14 protein-coding genes and 3 tRNA genes are annotated in these 16,612 nt (G+C 72.9%); 8 read left to right on the top strand and 9 right to left on the bottom strand.

What is annotated here, in order from left to right:
• Positions 1-195 precede the first annotated feature (195 nt).
• The 4 genes from ACWDAS_RS04500 to ACWDAS_RS04485 all read left to right on the top strand — a co-directional run bounded on the left by ACWDAS_RS04500 (position 196) and on the right by ACWDAS_RS04485 (position 1,379).
• On the top strand, positions 196-513 hold the full coding sequence (locus ACWDAS_RS04500; protein ID WP_450387333.1) for a histone-like nucleoid-structuring protein Lsr2: 318 nt from the start codon (positions 196-198) through the stop codon (positions 511-513).
• Positions 514-666: 153 nt separating this feature from the next.
• Positions 667-738 (top strand) — tRNA-Gly (locus ACWDAS_RS04495).
• A 45-nt stretch (positions 739-783) separates the two neighbouring features.
• A tRNA-Gly gene (locus ACWDAS_RS04490) sits at positions 784-856 on the top strand.
• A 450-nt stretch (positions 857-1,306) separates the two neighbouring features.
• A tRNA-Gly gene (locus ACWDAS_RS04485) sits at positions 1,307-1,379 on the top strand.
• Positions 1,380-1,515: 136 nt separating this feature from the next.
• Here ACWDAS_RS04485 and ACWDAS_RS04480 read toward each other — a convergent pair.
• From ACWDAS_RS04480 to purD, 4 genes are all read right to left on the bottom strand, one after another.
• On the bottom strand, positions 1,516-2,412 hold the full coding sequence (locus ACWDAS_RS04480) for a phosphoribosylaminoimidazolesuccinocarboxamide synthase (protein ID WP_450387332.1): 897 nt from the start codon (positions 2,410-2,412) through the stop codon (positions 1,516-1,518).
• Positions 2,413-2,482: 70 nt separating this feature from the next.
• Positions 2,483-4,042, bottom strand: coding sequence for a N,N-dimethylformamidase beta subunit family domain-containing protein (locus ACWDAS_RS04475; protein WP_450387331.1), 1,560 nt, complete (start codon positions 4,040-4,042; stop codon positions 2,483-2,485).
• A gap of 94 nt (positions 4,043-4,136) precedes the next feature.
• The gene (locus ACWDAS_RS04470; RefSeq protein WP_450387330.1) at positions 4,137-5,816 is read right to left on the bottom strand and encodes a hypothetical protein; all 1,680 of its coding nucleotides are present in this window, start codon (positions 5,814-5,816) and stop codon (positions 4,137-4,139) included.
• 190 nt (positions 5,817-6,006) lie between these two features.
• Positions 6,007-7,257, bottom strand: a complete 1,251-nt coding sequence (gene purD, locus ACWDAS_RS04465; protein WP_450387329.1) for a phosphoribosylamine--glycine ligase — start codon at positions 7,255-7,257, stop codon at positions 6,007-6,009.
• A gap of 204 nt (positions 7,258-7,461) precedes the next feature.
• On the opposite strand from purD, the gene ACWDAS_RS04460 reads away from it, so the two are divergent.
• Positions 7,462-8,211: an SLATT domain-containing protein gene (locus tag ACWDAS_RS04460; RefSeq protein WP_450387328.1), complete on the top strand. Its 750-nt coding sequence runs from the start codon at positions 7,462-7,464 to the stop codon at positions 8,209-8,211.
• Between the two features lie 44 nt (positions 8,212-8,255).
• On the opposite strand, the gene ACWDAS_RS04455 is transcribed toward ACWDAS_RS04460, so the two are convergent.
• From ACWDAS_RS04455 to ACWDAS_RS04440, 4 genes are all read right to left on the bottom strand, one after another.
• Entirely contained in the window at positions 8,256-8,909 is a 654-nt protein-coding gene (locus ACWDAS_RS04455) for a hypothetical protein (protein WP_450387327.1), read from the bottom strand.
• Between the two features lie 57 nt (positions 8,910-8,966).
• Positions 8,967-9,653, bottom strand: coding sequence for a GntR family transcriptional regulator (locus tag ACWDAS_RS04450; protein WP_450387326.1), 687 nt, complete (start codon positions 9,651-9,653; stop codon positions 8,967-8,969).
• A gap of 109 nt (positions 9,654-9,762) precedes the next feature.
• Complete coding sequence (locus tag ACWDAS_RS04445; protein ID WP_450387325.1) at positions 9,763-11,121, bottom strand: aminotransferase class III-fold pyridoxal phosphate-dependent enzyme; 1,359 nt, start codon at positions 11,119-11,121, stop codon at positions 9,763-9,765.
• A 97-nt stretch (positions 11,122-11,218) separates the two neighbouring features.
• On the bottom strand, positions 11,219-12,502 hold the full coding sequence (locus tag ACWDAS_RS04440) for an adenylosuccinate synthase (RefSeq protein WP_450387324.1): 1,284 nt from the start codon (positions 12,500-12,502) through the stop codon (positions 11,219-11,221).
• Between the two features lie 187 nt (positions 12,503-12,689).
• Here ACWDAS_RS04440 and ACWDAS_RS04435 point away from each other — a divergent pair, with 187 nt between their 5' ends.
• Positions 12,690-13,478, top strand: coding sequence for a diacylglycerol kinase (locus ACWDAS_RS04435; protein WP_450387614.1), 789 nt, complete (start codon positions 12,690-12,692; stop codon positions 13,476-13,478).
• A 40-nt stretch (positions 13,479-13,518) separates the two neighbouring features.
• Here ACWDAS_RS04435 and ACWDAS_RS04430 read toward each other — a convergent pair whose 3' ends face one another.
• Complete coding sequence (locus ACWDAS_RS04430; RefSeq protein ID WP_450387323.1) at positions 13,519-14,010, bottom strand: GbsR/MarR family transcriptional regulator; 492 nt, start codon at positions 14,008-14,010, stop codon at positions 13,519-13,521.
• Positions 14,011-14,086: 76 nt separating this feature from the next.
• Here ACWDAS_RS04430 and ACWDAS_RS04425 point away from each other — a divergent pair, with 76 nt between their 5' ends.
• Positions 14,087-15,010: an ABC transporter ATP-binding protein gene (locus ACWDAS_RS04425; protein WP_450387322.1), complete on the top strand. Its 924-nt coding sequence runs from the start codon at positions 14,087-14,089 to the stop codon at positions 15,008-15,010.
• A complete protein-coding gene (locus ACWDAS_RS04420) occupies positions 15,007-16,590 on the top strand; it encodes an ABC transporter permease (RefSeq protein ID WP_450387321.1) in 1,584 nt (527 codons plus the stop codon). The genes ACWDAS_RS04425 and ACWDAS_RS04420 overlap by 4 nt, the downstream gene beginning before the upstream one ends.
• Positions 16,591-16,612 lie beyond the last annotated feature (22 nt).

The raw sequence follows: 16,612 nt of genomic DNA, 5'->3' as shown, positions 1-16,612 counted from the left end.
TAGATATACCAGAATGGTCACGGAATATCCGGCAGTCGGATTGCGACCGGGACACCCGAAGGAATTGACCAACCGCTTCCGGCGAAAAACAGCGACCCGGTAAATGAGAAAGCATTGACCCCGGCCCTCCGACTTCGGTACAACAACGGGGCCAACGCAGGCCCCAGGCCTTCTCCATTGAAAGGACCGGCATCCATGGCGCAGCGCGTAGTGGTCACGCTCTCCGACGACCTCGACGGCGGTGAAGCGGCGGAAACGGTCACTTTCGGCCTCGACGGCAAGTCGTACGAGATCGACCTGTCCGCCGGCAACGCCGAGAGACTGCGGGACGCCCTCGCGCCGTACGTCGAGGCCGGACGCCGCCGCAGCAGGCTCGGCAAGGCCTACAAGCACACCTCGCTCGCCCCCGACCCGGCCGCCGTGCGCGCCTGGGCGCTCTCCCGGGGCTTCGACGTGCCGCCGCGCGGCCGCATCCCCAAGAAGCTCTACGAGGCCTACGCCGAGGCCAGCTGAACCGTGGCGCGCCCCGGCGCACCGGGGCCGCACCGGCCGCCACGGGCGTCCGCGGAATCGCCCGGAAGAAGCGATTGGACAGCCACCCCCGTTGATCCGCTAGAGTCTGGAGCACGCCGAGGGCGGGCCGAAAGGCCAGGCTCAAGGAGTCACGCGGGTGTAGTTCAGTAGTAGAACATCCCCCTTCCAGGGGGAAGGCGCAGTGTGCGAATCCTGTCACCCGCTCTGATTGCTCGACCGGTCCTGAGGATCGGGTAGAGTAGTCGCCGTGCGGACGTGGCTCAGTTGGTAGAGCATCACCTTGCCAAGGTGAGGGTCGCGAGTTCGAATCTCGTCGTCCGCTCTTGAGAGAAGGCCCCGGTCGGTGATCCGACCGGGGCCTTCTTCGTGTCGCCTTCCTCCCGCCCCTCGGCGGAACGATGTGACAGTCGACACATCCGCGCGGGCCGAACTCCCCTGGTGCCGGAAGGTGATCGCCGCGGCACGCGGCCGCCCCCGCGCCCCGGGACGGCCCCTTCCCTCCGGCGTCCGCGCACGCCGGAGACGGCGTCGGGCACGCCGCGGAAAGGCAGTTGGCCGCCGGGCGGCGAGGCGGTGCACCGGGCTCACACGGCAGGCGGGCCTCCCGGGCGGCGACCGCCGGGCGGGCCGGGCGGCCGCCCGGACGGATGCTGCCGGCCCCTCCCGCCCGCCGCGGAACCCGGCGCGCGGAACCCTCGTGCCGAGGTGCGTGCCGGACGCCGCGAGGGTTGGCTATAGTGGATGTCGCACCGCACGGGAACGCGCGGAGCAGGCGGACGTAGCTCAGTTGGTAGAGCGCAACCTTGCCAAGGTTGAGGTCGCGAGTTCGAGCCTCGTCGTCCGCTCAACAGAGGAAGGCCCCGGTCGTGACGACCGGGGCCTTCGGTGTTCCTGGGGCGGTTGAGCCGCCGCACCGGCCGCGTACCCACCGACCTCGTACCCACCGGGCGGAGAACCGGTGGGCACTCGGGCCGTGGCGGGCTACCAGCTGAGGCCGGTGAGCCGCTCATACGCCTCGATGTACTTGGCGCGGGTCTGCTCCACCACGTGCTCCGGCAGCGGCGGCGGGGGCTGCTCGCTGCGGCGGTCCCAGCCCGACTCGGCGGAGGTCAGCCAGTCCCGGACGAACTGCTTGTCGTAGGAGGGCTGGGCGTGGCCCGGCTCCCACAGCTCGGCGGGCCAGAAACGCGACGAGTCCGGGGTCAGCACCTCGTCGGCGATCGTCAGCACATCGCCGTCGAAGCCGAACTCGAACTTCGTGTCGGCGAGGATGATGCCGCGCTCGCGGGCGATGTCCCGGGCCCGGCCGTAGACCGCGAGGGTGCTCTGGCGCAGCTGCGCGGCGACGTCGGCACCGACCCGGCGGGCGACCTCCTCGTAACTGACGTTCTCGTCGTGCTCGCCGACCTCGGCCTTGGTGGCCGGGGTGAAGATCGGCGCGGGCAGTTCGGAACCGTCCACCAGCCCCTCGGGCAGGGTCACCCCGCACACCGTGCGGTCGGTGTCGTACTCGAGCAGGCCCGAACCGGCCAGGTAGCCGCGGGCCACACACTCGACGGGGACCATGTCCAGCGGCTTGCAGATCGTCGTCCGCCCCGCCCAGTCGGCGGGGGCGCCCTCGGGGAGCTCGGTGGACAGCACATGGTGCGGCACCAGGTCGGCGATCTGGTCGAACCACCACAGCGACAACCGGGTCAGGACGCGGCCCTTGTCGGGGATCTCGGTGGGCAGGACCCAGTCGTACGCGGACATCCGGTCACTGGCGACCATCACCAGCTCCCCTGCCTCGTTCTGGTACAGCTCGCGCACCTTGCCGGTGTGCAGGTGCACCAGGCCCGGCACTTGCGCGGGCTCCGGCTTGTGGACGAATCCGGACATGGGTCCTCCCCGATCGGCGGTTCGGCTCCCGATTCTCCCGTACCGCCACCGGACGGGCGCGACGTGGGGGTCAGCCGTGTTTGCAGATGTGGTCCAGCAGATTGGCGGTGGCGCGCTGGATCCTCGGGTCGACGTGGCCCGGGCGGTCCAGCGCCGGGGACCAGGCGAAAGTCCCCGAGGCGAAGACCAGGGCCCCGCCGGGCGCCCGGTACAGGGAGGTCTCCTGGTGCACGCGGCGGCCCGCCGAGTCCTCGTAGGGGGAGTGCGCGAGCAGGATCCGCTCCATGTAGTCGGGCAGCGGGGTGCGCGGGAAGTAACGGTCCGCCTCGCCGGCGACCAGGCCGGGGATCTCGTCGCCCTCCTCGGCGCCGGTGGCCTCCCACAGCCAGTGGCCCGCGTTGCGCACCACCAGCGGGGACGGTTCGGGCACCCGGCCCGCGTACTGCACGCCGATCAGCAGCTGTTCGGGCTCGCCCATGTCGCGCCACAGGGCGCTGCGGCCCGGCGGGCAGCCGCGACGCTTGCGGCAGCTGAGCAGCCGGTCGGGGTCGCCGGCCGGGGAGGGGCCGAGCTCGGTCTGCCAGTACATGGTGTTGGCGGAGAGGAAGACCAGGGAGGTGCCGCCGTCCCTGGCGGCCTCGACGGCGCGCCGCATGGGGACCGTCCAGTACTCGTCGTGGCCCGGGAAGACCATGCCCCGGTAGCGCGAAGGATCGATCCTCCCCGCGTGCAGATCGCGCGCGTCGGCGTAGGCGAGGTCGTAGCCGTAGCGCTCGGCCCAGCGGATGAAGTCGTAGGCGTGGCCGACGTGCAGCGGCAGCCCGGCGCCCGCGTACGGCCGGTCGAAGGAGACGGTGACCGCGGCCTCCTCCTCCCCGAGCAGCCGGCCCTTCTCGTCCCAGGCGTGGTAGAGGCTGGCGCCCGTACGGCCGTCCTCGGGGTAGAGGTTGTACGCCTGCCAGGTGACGTCGGGCAGCAGCAGGAGAAGGTCGGCGGGACGGTCGTCGCGCACCGTGAACGGGACATGGCTGCGGTAGCCGTCCTGCGTGGTGAGGACCACGACGTAGGCGCCGGGTTTCCAGTACGAGGGCACCTGCAGCCGCCAGGACTGCCACCAGTGGTGGCAGGAGACCGTGCGCCCGGCGGCGAGCGGCGCGGGCTGGACGATCCCCGACAGCCGGGGGCTGGAGGTGAACTGTGCCGCGCCGTCGCCGCCGTAGTGCCCGATCCGGTAGACGTCGACGCCGTAGCTCTGCGGCGGGTCGACCGTGATGCGGAAGTCGATGGCGTCGCCGGGGGCCACGGAGGCACCCGGGGCGAATCCCTTGATCTGACACCGCACGTCGTCGGCCGCGCGCGGCCCGGGCACGCGGGGCGTACGCCCCATGGCCTCGCCGGGGAGCGCCCCGGCCTCCCCGCGGCTCACCGCCAGATCGACGTACCACGGCACGACCTGGCCGGTGTCGTCCAGATACTGCACCGCACCGCGCAGCCACGGCACCGGGCCCTGCCCGAAGGGATCGGTGACCCCGTGTGCCAGTGCCCCGGACTGCCAGCGGTGGACCTGCTCCTTCACCACGATGGTCCCCTCCTCGTCGTCCCCCGAGGTGGTGTGCGTGTGTGCGCACATCCAGCACATCACACAATGCGCTGTCTTGGTTACTGTTCGTGGCGCATTGTCGCCAGGGATTCTCGCGGGGCGGACAAACCCCGCCAGCTTTCCGTCAGACGAGCCGTATCGGCTTCTCGGGGCGTACGCCCACGGCACTGAGCCAGGAGCGCAGCGGAGCCGCGTCGCCGTTCTCCACCAGCCGGAGCACGGGCCAGGCCAGATCGCCCCGGCGCACGCCGCCGACCAGCAGGGCCGGTCCGTCCAGCCAGTCCAGGCCCGCGACGGCGCCGGCGGTGTCCACGGCGGCGCAGCAGACCATCGCGGTCACATGGTCGGTGAGCAGTTCCCGGCCGGTCCGCGGCGGAAGCAGCTGGTAGACCGGCGTGAAAGCGCCGTCGGGCGGGACCTGGCCGGCGGTCTCCTGACGCGCGGCCGCCTCACGCACGGCCTCCTCGCGGGCGACGTGCCGGGTGATCCGCGCCGCCAGCTCCTCGCTGCCTCCCGCCGAGAGACGCTCCAGCACCCGGGCGAGCGTGGCGCGCCCCGGCTCGTCGCAGGCGCCCACCGCTCCCCTCGCCCTGCCGGAGGCCACGGATATGCGCCGGCTGCCGGCGATCCCGGCCGGTTCGTGCACCTCGTCCAGGACGGTGATCAGCCGGGAGGCGTCGCTGCGCCAGATGCGGTCCACGACCTCCTGCGGATATGTGTCCCAGCCGACCGGTGACCACTCGGGGCCGGACCGCTGCGGACCGCCGTGGAAGAGCCGGGCGGCGAGCAGCGAGGCCGCCTCGTCGACCGTGCCGGGCTCCTCCAGCAGGTCGCACGCCGGACGCTCGCCCAGCCGGGACTCGAAGCCCTCGGCCAGCCGGTCCCGCCGGGACAGCTCGGTCAGGGCCGCCACCACGCCCGCGTCCAGCCGCGACGGCCAGCGCCCCATCCGCCAGGCCGGCAGCGCCACCCGGGTCAGCAGCCGGTCCCAGCCCGCGTACGCCAGGCCCACCTGCTCCTGGGCCACGATGCGCAGCCCGTAGTCGACCGCCTGGGCCCGCTCGGAGGCGGAGGCGGCCACCGCGCGCTCCATCTCCGCCGCGTGCGCCCGGCAGCCGCGCAGCAGCAGCTTGGCGACCCAGCCCAGGAACCCGTACGCGGGACGGCGCAGAAAGCCCACGGCGGAGGGCTCCCGCGGGGCGGTGGCCACGCCGACGGCGGCGTCCAGGCCGCGCACGAAGCGGCGCGCGGCCGCGATGTCCGGATCGGCGGCCGGGCCCGTGCCCGCCACGACCGGCGCGAGCAGGGCGCGCAGCTCGGCGACCCGCATCCACCACATGAACGGTGAGCCGATCACCAGCGCGGGCGGCCCGGGGGGCGTGCTGCGCCGGGAGCGGTGGGTGCGGTCCTCCAGCCAGCTGTCGCAGTCCGGGGTCAGTTCTATCGCCGAGGGGGCGGGCACCTGCAGGCGCACGGCCAGGTCGCGCACCATGCGGTACAGGTCGGGGGCGGCCGCCTCGGAGACCGCCACGGTGGGGCTCACGGCCGGTCTGGCCCGTACGATCACCGCCGCGACACCGCCCGCGAGCAGCAGCACGAGCAGCGCACCCGCGACCACCGCCCAGCGCAGGACCTCCGACGCGTCGCCCACGATGCGGCCCGTCGCACCGCCGACCACCAGCACGACCGCCACCGCGGCGGGCAGCAGCGCGACCGTCAGCGCGGCGCTGCGGATGCGCAGGACGGCGAGCGCGCGGGACCTCGCGAGTCCCTCACCTGCTTCCCCGGCCAACGGTGTGCTCACCCCCAAGCTGCTGACGCGACTGCATGCCCCCACTGTCGCACCGCCCACCGACACCGCAATGCCGGTGGGGCCGATTGTGCGGTGGCAGCGGTGTCTCACAGTGCGCTTGCCGGGCACCCTAGTTGGGCGCTGGGCTCGCGTCAGCAGGATGGGGAAGCCATCACCCCTTGGAGTGGCCTTGCCCTCCGATTCAGCCCTGAGCGGCCTTGTCTGCGATATCCGAACGGTGGTGCGAGCCCTTCAGCCCGATACGTCCCACCGCCCGGTAGGCCCGCTCCCTGGCCTTGGCCAGATCCCCACCCGTGGCCGTGACGGACAGTACGCGGCCGCCCGCGCTCACCACGCGGCCCTGCGCGTCCGCCTTCGTGCCGGCGTGCAGCACGTAGGCGTGCTCGTCCTTCTCCGCGACCTCGTCCAGACCCGTGATCGGGTCACCGGTGCGCGGGGTGTCCGGGTAGTTCTCGGAGGCGATGACGACGGTCACCGCGGCGCCGTCGCTCCAGCGCAGCGCCGGGAAGTCGGCCAGCCGGCCGGTCGCCGCCGCCCGCAGCAGGCCCGCCAGCGGGGTCCGCAGCCGGGCGAGCACGACCTGGGTCTCCGGGTCCCCGAAGCGCGCGTTGAACTCGATCACCCGCACGCCGCGCGAGGTGATCGCCAGCCCCGCGTACAGCAGTCCGGCGAAGGGGGTGCCGCGGCGGCGCAGCTCGTCGACGGTCGGCTGGAGCACCGTGCGCTCCACCTCCTCGACCAGCCGCGGATCGGCCCACGGCAGCGGGCTGTACGCGCCCATGCCGCCGGTGTTGGGGCCCTCGTCCGCGTCGTAGGCGCGCTTGAAGTCCTGCGCGGGCTGCAGCGGGACCACGGACTCGCCGTCGGTGACGGCGAAGAGGGACACCTCGGGACCGTCCAGGTACTCCTCGATGACGACGCGCTCGCAGGAGTTGGCGTGCGCCCGGGCGGCCTCCAGGTCCTCGGTCACCACCACGCCCTTGCCCGCGGCCAGGCCGTCGTCCTTCACGACGTACGGCGCGCCGAAGGCGTCCAGCGCGTGGTCCACCTCGGCGGGGGTCGTGCACACGTAGGAGCGGGCGGTGGGCACGCCGGCCGCGGCCATCACGTCCTTGGCGAACGCCTTCGAGCCCTCCAGGGCCGCGGCCTGCCCGGACGGGCCGAAGCAGTCGATGCCGCGGGCGCGCACGGCGTCCGCCACGCCCGCCACGAGCGGGGCCTCCGGGCCCACCACGACGAAGTCGGCGCCGAGCCGCTCCGCGAGGTCGGCCACGGCCGCGCCGTCGAGGGCGTCGACTGCGTGCAGCTCCGCCACCTCGGCGATCCCGGCGTTCCCGGGCGCGCAGTGCAGCGACTCCACGTCGGGGTCGAGGGAGAAGGCGCGGCACAGGGCGTGTTCGCGGGCACCGCCGCCGATGACAAGCACGTTCACGGTGCCCAGGGTATCGGCTGCCGCCGCCCGCTCCATGAGCCGGTCGAGGCTGCCCTCGGGTCACTCTTTCGGGTGGCCCGGAACAGGGCCCCATACCTGATCAAGCGACCCGTAAGGGCGGAAACTGCCGGACGACCCTCGCACGGTCAGCCGTTCGGCGGTAAGAAGGTGGGTCGTCATCGGAAGTCGCGAGGGAGCGTGCAGGTGAGCCAGCCGGACATGTATCCCGAGGAGGTCCCCCGGGAGAAGCCGAAGCGGCGCGCGCTCCACAGGCAGGAGGACCTGCGGGCGCTGCCCTTTCCGCTGGGCGACTGGGGTGAGCCGGCCGAACGGCTGGAGGAGCTGTACCGCTGGGCGGAGGCTGACGCCCTGCGGACCGTGGAGTGGTATCTCGCCGACCGCCTGCGCAAGCGCCGCTGGGCCCGGTCGCTGCGGGTCGGCGCGGCGCTCTGCGCGACGACCGGGGCCGTACTCGCCGTCACGGGCACGGGCGGGCGCATCCGCTGGGCGTACGCGGCCCTGGTGCTGGCGGTCGTGTGCGTGGGCCTGGACCGCTACCTCGGGCTGACCGCCGGCTGGATGCGGGACATGGCGACCGCGCAGGCCGTGCAGCGCCGGCTGGAGGCGCTGCGCTTCGACTGGGCTTCGGAGTCCGTCCGCGAGGTCCTCGGCCCGACCGAGGGCACCGCGGCCGAGGCGGCCGAGCGGTGCCTGACGGTGCTGCGGCGCTTCACCGAGGACGTCTCGGAACTCGTGCGCTGCGAGACCGCCGACTGGATGGTGGACTTCCGCGCCGGCGCCGCCCCCCTGCGGACGCAGTCCCTGACCTGGGCGGGCGGCACCCGGGCCACGGAGGGCGCCGCCCCCGGCACCGGCAGCCGGTTCCCGCTGCTGCCGGGCGGACGGCCGAGCATGCCGCGCCAGCGCCCCCCGGAGGGACCCCGCGCGAGCTGACCGCCGCCCGGCCGCGGCGCCGCGGCACCCGCCCGGCACCCGCGCTAACTGAAGACGATCATCGAACCCTGCCCCAGCGCACGCGTGGCCGCCGCGTGCAGCCCCAGCCACACATGGCGCTCCCGCGCGAAGGGGCTGCCGTCGTGGTACGCGGGCGGGGCCGCCGGTTCCTCCAGTTCGGTGGGACCAGGCGGCGGCGCCGGGGCGGGCGGCGGGTTGCGCGGGTCGATTCCGATCACCGGGGCGACCAGTTCGAGTTCGCGCAGCAGGCCGTGGGCGGAGCCCAGGGGACCGCCGGCGTCCAGGAGTTCGTCGTTGACCAGCGGCTGAGCGAAGTCCAGGGGGACGTACGCGCCCGCGTGGTCGTAGTGCCAGACGAGGTGCGACTGCTGGGCGGTGGTCTCGAACATCTCCAGCAACTGCTCGTAGTCGCCGCCGAGTTCGTCGACCGGGGTGACGGCGAGGCCCTGGAGGTTCAGCAGATGCGCACGCCGCAGGAAGTGCAGCGCGTCGTAGTCGAAACCGGCGACCGGGGCCACGTCGCCCGACAGGCCCGGCATATAGGTGTAGACGGGCACCGGTGGCAGCCCGGCGTCGCTCAACGCCTTGTCATAGCGGGCGATCTCCTCGGCGAACGGGTTGTCGGGGCTGTGGCAGAGCACGTCCACCAGGGGAACCAGCCACAAGTCGCAGGCCACAGGCGCTCCAAGTCCTTCCGTGCGTGGTCGGACCAGCGTAGTGGGCGGCGGGCCGTCCTACCGGCCCGCCGCCAGTCGTCTCATGAGCGCGAGGGAGTGGTCGTTGAACTCCTCGACGATGCGCTGCGCCGTCTCCGTGTCGCGCTTCTCGATCGCGGTGACCAGGGCGACGTGATCGGACCAGCACAGGCCCTCCGGGTCCGGCCGGCCGCGCAGGTAGGGCACCGCGTACACCCAGGTCTGGGTGCGGATCCGGTCGAGGAACTCGCCGACGTGGGCGTTCCCGGCCAGCGCCGTCAGCTCACGCCAGAAGCGGATGTCGTAGCCGATGAGGACGTCCAGTTCACCGGAGCGGGCGGCGCGCGCCGCGGCCTCGGCCCGGCGCCGTACGGAGGCGAGCGCCGCGGGGTCGACCTCGCGCATGCCGCGCGCGGCGATGCGGCGGAAGATGCCCTCGACGACGAGCGTGCGCGCCTCGACCATGGAGCGGAACTCGGCGTCGGTGAAGCGGCGCACCTGGAAGCCGCGGTGGTGCTCGACGTCGAGCAGCCCCTGCGCGGCCAGGTCGACCAGGGCCTCGCGGACCGGCGTGGCGGACACGCCGTACAGCTCGGCGATCTCCTTGACCGTGAAGTGCCGCCCGGCCGCCATGCGCCCGGTGAGCACCTCGTCGCGGAGCGCGTCGGCTATCTGCTGCCGCAGACTGCTCCGTCGGACGGGTCCGCCCACTGGGCCTTCCGGCATGCCCGGTGCCTCCCTACAGATGTGCGGTGCGCTTCGGCTCCGCCACACCCTATGCGAGGCGGGGCGGCGGGTGGTCCACACCTGTGGTGCGCCCGCCGCCCGGGGCGCGTCAGCGGGTGTGCTCGTCGGCGACGCACAGCGCCGCGTCGAGGAGCGCGAGACCTTCCTTGGCCTCGGCCTCGGTGATATTGCACGCGGGCACCACATGGGTGCGGTTCATGTTCACGAACGGCCACAGACCGCTCTTCTTGCAGGCCGCCGCGAAGGCCGCCATGGGGGCGTTGGCCTCGCCCGCCGCGTTGTAGGGGACCAGGGGCTCGCGGGTCTCCCGGTCGCGCACGAGCTCCAGCGCCCAGAAGGCGCCCAGGCCCCGCACCTCGCCGACCGACGGGTGGCGCTCGGCGATCTCCCGCAGTCCGGGGCCGAGCACGTTCTCACCGAGCGCGGCGGCGTGGGCGACGACGCCCTCGTCCTCCATCACCCCGATGGTGGCGACGGCGGCGGCGCAGGCCAGCGGGTGGCCGGAGTAGGTGAGGCCGCCCGGGTAGGGGCGGGTGGCGAAGGTCGCGGCGATCTCCTCGCTGATCGCGACACCGCCGAGCGGCACGTAGCCGGAGTTGACGCCCTTGGCGAAGGTGAGCAGGTCGGGGATGACGTCGAACTGCTCGGCGGCGAACCAGCTGCCGGTGCGGCCGAAGCCCGCCATGACCTCGTCGAGGACGAGGACGATCCCGTACCGGTCGCAGATCTCGCGCACGCCGGCCAGGTAGCCGGGCGGCGGCACCATGATGCCCGCCGTGCCGGGGACCGTCTCCAGGACGATCGCCGCGACGGAGTGCGGGCCCTCGAAGGCGATGGTGTCCTCGAGGTGCTGCAGCGCGCGGTCGCGTTCCTGCTCCTCGGTCTCCGAGTGGAACGGGGAGCGGTAGAGGAAGGGTGCCCAGAAGTGGACCACACCGGCCGAGCCGTTGTCGGAGGGCCAGCGGCGGGGGTCGCCGGTCAGGTTGATCGCGGCCGAGGTGGCGCCGTGGTAGGAGCGGTAGGCGGAGAACACCTTGTGGCGGCCGGTGTGCAGCCGGGCCAGCCGCACGGCGTTCTCGACGGCCTCGGCGCCGCCGTTGGTGAAGAAGATCTTGTTCAGGTCGCCGGGAGTGCGCTCGGCGATCAGCCGGGCGGCCTCGGAGCGCGACTCGACGGCGAAGGCGGGCGCGAAGGTGACGAGCTTCGCGGCCTGCTCCTGGATGGCCGCGACGACCTTGGGGTGCTGGTAACCGATGTTGGTGAACACCAGGCCGCTGGTGAAGTCCAGGTAGCGCTTGCCGTCGTAGTCCCAGAAGTACGCGCCCTCGGCCCCCGCGACCGGCAGCGGGTCGATCAGGCCTTGCGCGGACCAGGAGTGGAAGACGTGGGCGCGGTCGGCGGCCTTCACGGCGGCGCCGGTCTCGGGGTCTGCGAAAGGAGGGGTCATGCGCCCAGGCTAAGGAACGGCCCGGGCGCGCGACATTGGCACCCTGTATGACGGTGGGCGCGCGCGCCGACAGGTTGTAGGGCGCGCGCCCCCTCGCTCAGAGGAAGGAGTTGATCTCGATGGTCTCGGTCCGGCCGGGGCCGACGCCGATGGCCGAGATCGGGGCGCCGGACATCTCCTCCAGCGCCTTGACGTACGCCTGGGCGTTCTTCGGCAGGTCCGAGAAGGTCTTCGCCTGGCTGATGTCCTCGCTCCAGCCGGGCAGCGTCTCGTAGACCGGCTTCGCGTGGTGGAAGTCGGTCTGGCTGTACGGCAGCTCCTCGACGCGCTTGCCGTCGATCTCGTAGGCGACGCAGACCGGGATCTGCTCCCAGCCGGTGAGCACGTCGAGCTTGGTGAGGAAGAAGTCGGTGAGGCCGTTGACCCGGGTCGCGTAGCGCGCGATCACGGCGTCGAACCAGCCGCAGCGGCGGTCGCGACCCGTGGTGACGCCGCGCTCGCCGCCGATGCGGCGCAGCGCCTCGCCGTCCGCGTCGAACAGCTCCGTCGGGAACGGCCCGGCGCCGACACGGGTGGTGTAGGCCTTGAGGATGCCGATCACCCGGCTGATCTTGGTGGGGCCGATGCCCGCGCCGGTGCAGGCGCCGCCGGCCGTCGGGTTGGACGAGGTCACGAAGGGATACGTGCCGTGGTCGACGTCCAGCAGAGTGCCCTGGCCGCCCTCGAGGAGGACGACCTTGCCCTCGTCGAGCGCGGTGTTGAGGACCAGCGTCGTGTCGGCGACATAGTCCTTGATCTGCTCGGCGTAGCCCAGGTACTCCTCGACGACCTGGTCCGTGCTGATGGCGCGGCGGTTGAAGATCTTGACCAGGACCTGGTTCTTGTCGTGGAGCGCCGCGTCGACCTTCTGACGGAGGATCGACTCGTCGAAGAGGTCCTGGACCCGGATGCCCACGCGGTTGATCTTGTCGGCGTACGCGGGACCGATGCCGCGGCCGGTGGTGCCGATCTTGCGCTTGCCGAGGAAGCGTTCCGTCACCTTGTCGATCGTCTGGTGATACGGCGTGATCAGGTGGGCGTTACCGCTGATGAGGAGCTTGGACGTGTCGACGCCGCGCTCGTTCAGCCCGCTCAGCTCGGAGAGCAGGACCGCCGGGTCGACGACGACGCCGTTGCCGATGACCGGGGTGCACCCCGGCGAGAGGATCCCGGAAGGCAGGAGGTGGAGCGCGTACTTCTGGTCGCCGACGACGACCGTGTGTCCGGCGTTGTTGCCGCCTTGGTAGCGCACCACATAGTCCACGGAGCCGCCGAGCAGGTCGGTGGCCTTTCCCTTGCCCTCATCACCCCACTGAGCACCGAGCAGCACAAGTGCGGGCACAGGCGTACACCCCTTCCGGGCGGGGCATGTCCAACGTGGCTCCCCACGGCGGGGAGAGCTGTCGGACCGGTGCCCCGGAATAGACGAAGCCCCTGGCGCAAGGCAGCGCAAGGGGCTCTTGCACCGAGATGTTACCTGAGGAAGGACCAAGGTGTCGGCTCAGCGACCGTCCGGGCAGCCCCTGCTCGTGGTCATCGACCCTGCCGCCCGTGTCATGGACGGCGAATCCGTACGCATCGCGAAGGATGTGCTGTGCGGGGGGGCTTCCTCCGTAAAGATCGCTCTTCCGGAGTCCGACGAAGAGGCCGTCCGGGTGCTGGCGCACCGGGGCAGGCGGCGTCCTGTCATCGTGGGCGACGACGCGGCGCTGCTGCGCACGGTACGCACGCTGCACGCGGCAAGGGCACTGGGCGAGGCGGTCGTCGGGCTGGTGCCGGTGGGGCGGCGGACCGGCCTGGCGCGGGCGCTCGGCGTACCGGGCGGGGCGGTGAGCGCGGCGCGGGCGGTGCTGGACGGGGCGGAGCGGGAACTGGACCTGCTGCTCGACGACAGCGGCGGCATCGTGCTGGGCGCGCTGCGCATCAGCTCGACGGCGCCCGCCTGGTGGATGCCGGTGGAGCGCCGGGCCCGCTCGCTGGCGCGCACGCTGAGCCTCAACGGCCACTCGCCGCACCTGGGGCTCGGGATGCGCGGCGCACAGCGGCTGCGGATCGAGGCGGACGGGGTGGTCCTGGCCGACCTGGACGACTGCGTCGAGGAGGTGTCGGTCTCCACGGCGGTGCCCGGGCTCGCCGAGGTGCTGGTCCGCAGGGACGGCCTGGGGCCCGCCGGACCGGTGCACGCCCGTACGGTCACCGTCTCCGGGCGGGACTTCCGCTACACGGCGGACGCCGCGCTGGCCGGGCCGGTGCGCCGCCGCACGTGGACCGTGATGCCGGCGGCATGGCGGCTGACGGTGCCGCGGTCCGCCTACTAGCGGGCTCGGTTCACCGGGTGGGCGTCCGGCGCCCGGAAGGTCAGAGGACGCCCTGTTCGCGCAGTTCCGCCTTGCGTTCGCGCCAGCGGTCCATCATGTCGACGAGTTCCTTCTGCAGGAAGTCGAAGAATGCCGCGGTCTCCGCTATCCGCCGGCCGGCGGGGGTGTCGGGGCCGAGCGCGTCGACGCCGGCCCGCAGGGTGTGCTCCCAGCGGACGAGGACCTGGTCGCGGCGGGTGAACGTCTCGTACCACTGGTCGTTGTGCACCCGGTAGCGCTCACGCCGTGAACCGGGCTCCCGCTCGCGGGTCAGCATGCCGACCTGCGCCAGATAGCGGACCGCGCCGGAGATGGCGGCGGGACTGGCCTGGAGCCGCTCGGCGAGCTCGGCGGCGCTGAGCACGCCGGCCTCCGAGGCGAGGAGCGCGGCGAAGACCCGCGCGGCCATGCGCTGCATGCCCGCCTCGACCAGCTCCGCCGCGAAGCGCTCGACGAACGTCATCGACTCCATGGAGTCATCCGCCACCGCCATGCCATCGCCTCCCGTCACGAAGTTTATACGGTTCTTTAACTTCACAACTTCGTGAATCTACTGTACGTTCAGAAGCATGACGAGGGCAATCAGTGTGGCCGGACTGCACAAGTCCTTCGGCCGCACGCACGCACTGGACGGCCTCGACCTGACCGTCGAAACGGGAGAGGTGCACGGCTTCCTGGGGCCCAACGGCGCAGGCAAGTCCACGGCCATCCGCATCCTGCTCGGGCTGCTGCGCGCCGACCGCGGCGCCGCCCAACTGCTCGGCGGCGACCCGTGGCGCGACGCCGTCACGCTCCACCGGCGGCTGGCCTACGTCCCGGGCGACGTCACGCTCTGGCGCAACCTCAGCGGCGGCGAGGTCATCGACCTGCTGGGGCGGCTGCGCGGCGGGCTGGACGAGGCGCGCAGGCGGCAGTTGCTGGAGCGCTTCGAGCTGGACCCGACGAAGAAGGGCCGCGCGTACTCCAAGGGCAACCGACAGAAGGTCGCGCTCGTCGCCGCGTTCGCCTCGGACGTGGACCTGCTGATACTGGACGAGCCCACCTCCGGGCTCGACCCGCTGATGGAGGAGGTCTTCCGCGAGTGCGTCCGCGAGGAACGCGACCGCGGCCGGACGGTGCTGCTGTCCAGTCACATCCTCAGCGAGGTCGAGGCCCTGTGCGACCGGGTCAGCATCATCCGGGCCGGGCGCACGGTGGAGACCGGAAGCCTCGGCGAGCTGCGGCACCTCACCCGCACCTCGGTCACCGCGGAGCTGGCCGGTGAGCCGAACGGCCTGGGCCGGCTGCCCGGGGTGCACGACCTCGACGTGCGCGGCAACCGCGTCCGGCTCCAGGTCGACACCGACAAGCTCGACGCCGTGCTGCGGCAGTTGAGCGAGACGGGCGTGCGCAGCCTCACGAGCACACCGCCCACGCTGGAGGAGCTGTTCCTGCGGCACTACGAGGACAGCGCCCCCGACGCCACTGCGGCGGACGCGGAGGCCCGGCGATGAACGCGCTCACCGGGACGGGGACGCTCACCCGGCTCGCGCTGCGCCGGGACCGGATCATGATCCCGGCGTGGGTCGTGCCGATCGCCCTGCTGGTCGCCTCCACCGCCTCGGCCTTCGGCAGCCTCTACGACACCCCGGCCGAACGCGCCGGAGTCGCGGCGAGCACAGCGGGCAACGGCTCGCTGCGCGCCCTGTACGGACCGGTCTTCGACACGGGCATCGGCGGCCTGACCGCCTGGCGCATGATGGCCTTCGGCGCGGCGCTCGCCGGGCTGATGGCCATGCTGCTGGTCGTCCGGCACACCCGGGAGGAAGAGGAGGCCGGACGGCTCGAACTCGTCGGCGCGGGCGCGATCGGGCGCCGGGCGCCGCTGGCCGCCGCCCTGGTCACCGGGTTCGGGGCTTCGACACTGCTGGGGCTGCTCGTCACCCTGGCCCTGCTCGGGCAGGGCTCGCGGGGCGCGGTCGCCTTCGGACTCGCCTTCGCCGGGGCGGGCTGCGCCTTCGCCGCGGTCGCCGCCGTCGCGGCGCAGCTGACCGAGAGCGCCCGCGCGGCCCGGGGCATCTCGGGCGCGGTCCTCGGCCTGGCCTTCCTGCTGCGTGCCGTCGGCGACGCCGGCTCCGGCACCGCGACCTGGCTCTCACCGCTCGGCTGGGCCGAGAACATCCGCCCCTACGCGGACGAACGCTGGTGGGTGACCGGTCTGTTCGCCGTCTGGGCCGCCGGGCTCGTGGCCGTCGCGTACGCGCTGGTGGCCCGTCGCGACATCGACGCCTCCCTGCTGCCGTCCCGCCCCGGGCCGGCCACGGCCGGGGCCCGCCTGCGCACCGCGGAGGGGCTGGCCTGGCGGCTGCAGCGCGGCTCGCTGTGGGGGTGGACGGCCGGCTTCGCCGTGGGCGGCGGCGCGCTCGGCGGCCTCGCCAACGGGGCGGCCGACCTCGTCCGGGACAACAAACAACTCGCCGACGTCATGCGGGACATGGGCGGCGCCTCCGGGCTGGTCGACTCCTACCTCGCCTCCATGATCGGGGTCATGGGCATGATCGCGGCGATCTACGCCGTCCAGGCCGTGCTCCGGCTCCAGGGCGAGGAGAACTCCGGCCGTGCCGAACCGGTGCTCGCCACGGCGGTGGGCCGGATGCGCTGGGCCGCCGGCCACGCGCTGCTCGCGTTCGCCGGATCCGTGCTCCTGATGGCCGTCTCCGGTTTCACGATGGGTCTCGGCTACGGGGCGACGGTCGGCGACGTCGGCGGCCAGCTGTGGCGGCTGGCGGGGGCGGGCCTGGTGCAGCTGCCCGCCGTCTGGTTCGTGGCGGCGGTGGCGCTGCTGCTGTACGGGGCGGCGCCGAAGCTGGCGCGGGCCGGTTGGGGAGTGGCCTCGCTGACGCTGGCCATCGGGCTGTACGGACCCGCGCTCAAGCTCTCGCCCTGGGTGATGGATCTGTCCGCCTTCACGCACCTGCCGAAGGTGCCGTCGGCGGACGTCACGGTGACCCCGCTGGCCGTCCTGACGCTGCTGGCCGCCGCCATCGGCCTGGCCGGCCTGGCGGCCCTGCGCCGCCGCGACGTCACGGGCTGAAACGCGCGACGGCCCCGGAACC

Source organism: Streptomyces sp. NPDC001070 (assembly GCF_053598835.1).
The sequence above is the reverse complement of the archived record's forward strand: the minus strand, read 5'-3'. Positions and strand labels throughout refer to the sequence as shown.